General features: G+C 66.0%; 3 protein-coding genes and 1 pseudogene. 3 read left to right on the top strand and 1 reads right to left on the bottom strand.

Translation table 11 applies throughout. From position 1 onward, the window contains the following. The coding region (locus tag KGR00_RS15705) for a dihydroxy-acid dehydratase (protein ID WP_224424450.1) at positions 1–1,040 on the bottom strand (1,040 nt) is incomplete at its 3' end. Between the two features lie 360 nt (positions 1,041–1,400). On the opposite strand from KGR00_RS15705, the gene KGR00_RS15700 reads away from it, so the two are divergent. From KGR00_RS15700 to KGR00_RS15690, 3 genes and pseudogenes are all read left to right on the top strand, one after another. Further along, complete coding sequence (locus tag KGR00_RS15700) at positions 1,401–2,561, top strand: fumarylacetoacetate hydrolase family protein (RefSeq protein WP_224419595.1); 1,161 nt, start codon at positions 1,401–1,403, stop codon at positions 2,559–2,561. A gap of 119 nt (positions 2,562–2,680) precedes the next feature. Next, positions 2,681–3,700 (top strand): TRAP transporter substrate-binding protein, encoded by a 1,020-nt coding sequence (locus tag KGR00_RS15695; RefSeq protein WP_129138899.1) that lies wholly within the window; start codon positions 2,681–2,683, stop codon positions 3,698–3,700. A gap of 106 nt (positions 3,701–3,806) precedes the next feature. Further along, positions 3,807–4,036: pseudogene (locus tag KGR00_RS15690) on the top strand (TRAP transporter small permease); the annotation flags it as partial.

Below are 4,036 nucleotides of genomic sequence, written 5' to 3'. Positions count from 1 at the left end.
GGAATCCGCTCGGCCTCGCCGAGGCGCTTGAGTACCGCCGGCAGCCCGCCGGCGTAGTAGAACTCCTCCATCAGATAGCGCCCGGAGGGCTGCAGGTCGACGATCGTCGGCGTGCCGCGGCCGATGCGGTTCCAGTCGTCCAGCGCCAGGTCCACGCCGATGCGCCCGGCGATGGCCTTGAGGTGAATCACCGCGTTGGTGGAGCCGCCGATGGCGGCGTTGGTGCGGATGGCGTTCTCGAAGGCCTCGCGGGTCAGGACCTTGGAGAGCGTGAGGTCCTCGTCGACCATCTCGACGATGCGGTTGCCGGAGAGGTGGGCGAGCACGTAGCGCCGCGAGTCCACCGCCGGAATGGCGGCATTGTGCGGCAGCGATACCCCCAGCGATTCGGCCATGCAGGCCATGGTCGAGGCGGTGCCCATGGTGTTGCAGGTGCCGGCGGAGCGCGACATGCCGGCCTCGGCGGCCATGAAGTCGTGCAGCGAGATCTGGCCCGCCTTGACCTGCTCGGAGAGCTGCCAGACCACGGTGCCGGAGCCGATGTCGCGGCCCTGGTGCTTGCCGTTGAGCATCGGTCCGCCGCTGACCACGATGGCGGGGACGTCGCAGCTCGCCGCGCCCATCAGCAGCGCCGGGGTGGTCTTGTCGCAGCCCACCAGCAGCACCACGGCGTCGAGCGGATTGCCACGGATCGCTTCCTCGACGTCCATGCTCGCCAGGTTGCGGGTGAACATCGCCGTGGGGCGCAGGTTGGACTCGCCGTTGGAGAACACCGGGAACTCCAGCGGGTAACCGCCGGCCTCGAGCACGCCCTGCTTGACGTGCTCGGCGAGCTTGCGGAAGTGGGCGTTGCAGGGGGTCAGCTCCGAGAAGGTGTTGCAGATGCCGATGATCGGCTTGCCCTGGAACTCGTGGTCGGGGATGCCCTGGTTCTTCATCCAGCTGCGGTACATGAAGCCGTTCTTGTCGGCGGTGCCAAACCAGGCGGCGCTGCGCAGCGGTTTTTCTCGAGTACGTGGCGGGCGTTTGTTGTCGGTCATGCGGTGACTCCCCATCCGGGCGACGGCAACCGTCGCGAGAAACTGGCGTTGGCGTACGTTACTCGACCATCGATAACCTTAAAATGCCTATTTATCGAAATATTGATAACTAAACTGATATCAAAAGCTGCGCGTTCGACCACTGCCTCACCGCCCCTTCCCCGTCATGCTCGATCAGTGCGACCAAGGTCGTGAACCACCCGCCGAGCACGTCTTTTCGAGTTCCGTGGCATCACCCGACAAGCAAGAGGACCGGAAGCCGTCGAGGGCTCATACCCGACGAAAGTATATGTTGAACATAAACCATCTATGTTCAACATTTAGAGCCACATCGGCATACCGAGCGAACAGGCACTGACCATGACACACCCCCTGCTGCCCGAGGGCGCACCCGACAACCGCTTGATCGGCCGGCTCTGGGAGCCCGAACGGCAAGGCCCGCGACTGGTCGTGCTGCGCGCCGGCTGGTTGCACGACGTCGATGCACTGGCACCGACGCTGAGCGCACTGCTCGAGCGGGACGATCTGCTCGAGTGCCTGGATGGTGCTCCCGATGCGCCGCTGGTGGCGATCGAGAGCTGCCTCGAAGAAACGCTCGACGCTCAGGGTGACCCGGCCCGTCGTCATCTGCTGGCACCCTGCGACCTGCAGGCGATCAAGGCGTGTGGCGTGACCTTCGCGACCTCGATGCTCGAGCGGGTGATCGAGGAGCAGGCGCGCGGCGATGCCGCCCTCGCGGCCTCGATCCGCCAGACCATTCAGGAACTGATCGGCGACGATCTGTCGCGCCTCGAACCAGGCTCCGACGAGGCCGCGGCGCTCAAGCGGCGGCTCGTCGACCTGGGCGTGTGGTCGCAGTATCTCGAGGTGGGCATCGGCCCCGACGCGGAAGTGTTCACCAAGGCCCAGCCGATGTCGGCGGTCGGCCTCGGCAGCCCGGTGGGCATCCATCCCGCCTCGGCCTGGAACAATCCCGAACCCGAAGTGGTGCTGGCCGTGGACTCGCGGGGCGCGGTGCGCGGCGCGGCGCTGGGCAACGACGTCAACCTGCGCGACGTCGAAGGACGCAGCGCCCTGCTGCTGGGCAAGGCCAAGGACAACAACGCCTCCTGCTCGATCGGCCCGCTGCTGCGGCTGTTCGACGACGGCTTCGGCATCGACGACGTGCGCGCCATGGACGTGCACCTGGAGGTCGAAGGGCCGGACGACTTCCGCCTCGAGGCGATCAGCTCGATGAACGAAATCAGCCGCGATCCGCTCGACCTGGTCGCCCAGACCATCGGCGCGCACCACCAGTATCCCGACGGTTTCCTGCTGTTCCTGGGCACGCTGTTCGCGCCGACCCAGGACCGCGGCGAACCCGGCAGCGGCTTCACCCACGCCATCGACGACCGGGTGACCATCGCCGCCCCGCAGCTCGGTGCATTGATCAACCGCGTCGAGCGCTGCGACCGGATTCGCCCCTGGCAATTCGGCACCGGTGCCCTGCTCGCCTTCCTGACAAGGCGTGGCACCGCCTAGCCACGATTCAGCGCCGCCCGCGGGCGGCTTCACGGGCGGGCCTTCCCGCTCGCCCTCAGCGCCCTTCGGGGCCTGTCCCCTGCGCGTTGATAACAACAAACGCCATCTGGAGAGAGATTATGCTCACGCTCAAACACGCCATCTTCGCTACCGGCTCGCTGCTGCTGGTCGGCATGACCACCGCCCAGGCGGCCGATTACGACTGGAAGTTCCAGGCCTCGGAAACCGCCGGCGAGCCGAGCTTCAAGATCAAGCAGAAATGGGCCGACAAGATCGAGACCATGACCGATGGCCGGGTGAACATCGAAGTCCTGCCGATCAACGCCATCGTCGGCCCCACCGAGACCCTGCAGGCCGTCTCCTCCGGCATCCTCCAGGGGCACATGACCGACCCCAGCTACTTCTCCGGGCAGGATCCGGCGTTCGGCATGATGGGCAACCTGGTGGGGGCCTGGAGCAACCCCTATGACTTCCTCGAATACATGAAGCACGACGGCGGCGAGGAACTCTACAACGAGCTCTCCGAGCCCTACGGCGCCCACCTGATCTCGGCGGCCACCTTCCCGCTGGAATCGCTGCCGTCGACGGTGCCGATCGAGAAGATCGACGACTTCAAGGGTCTCAAGATCCGTGCGCCGCAGGGCATGGTCTACAACATCTTCGAACGCGTCGGCGCCTCGCCGGTCAACCTGCCGGGCTCCGAGGTCTACACCTCGCTGCAGAAGGGCGTGATCGACGCCGCCGACTCCACGGTGCTCTCCAACAACGACGCCCAGGGCATCCACGAGTTCGCCAAGTACCCGCTGTATCCGGGCTTCCACTCCATGCCGATGATTGCCGTGTCGCTCAACAAGGAGATCTGGGACGGCCTGCCGGAAGACCTGCAGACCACCCTCAAGACCGCCTTCGACGAGATGGCCTACGACCTGATCGCCGAGCTCAAGGCGCAGGACATCGAGACGCTGCAGAAGCTCAAGAAGGATCCCGACGTCCATCCGATCGACCTGTCGACCGAGCAGCGCAAGAAGTTCCGCGAGGTCGCCGAACAGGAATGGAAGGTCTGGGCCCAGAAGAACGACATGACCCAGAAGTACTACGATTCGGTCACCGACTTCCTGAAAACGCGCGGCCTGCTGTAACCCTCGCTGCGGTCGCCTCTCTCGGGGCCGGTTCGACCGGCCCCGTTTGACGTCCCCCCGCTTCCTTCTGACCACGGCGGCGCCCGTGGCGTCGTCCGGAGGAACCATGTCTAGCAACACCCACAAGGATCACGATCGCGTCGCCGCCGGCGACGACGAACTGGCCCCGGCGACCAGCGGCGCGCCGGAGCCGGCCAAGGAGCCTGCGGCCGGCGCACCGGTGCGCAGCACCTTCGACCGCGGCGTGGTGGCCTGCGCCCGCGTCGCCGCCTGGCTGGTGGCGATCTCGATGGCGATCAGCGTCTTCGAGGTGATCATGCGCTACGGCTTCAACTC

Origin of the sequence: Modicisalibacter sp. MOD 31.J, assembly GCF_020147985.1 — a bacterium.
GTDB classification, from domain to species: Bacteria; Pseudomonadota; Gammaproteobacteria; order Pseudomonadales; family Halomonadaceae; genus Modicisalibacter; species Modicisalibacter coralii.
Note: the sequence above shows the minus strand (reverse complement) of the source record. Positions and strands in the feature narration are given on the sequence as shown.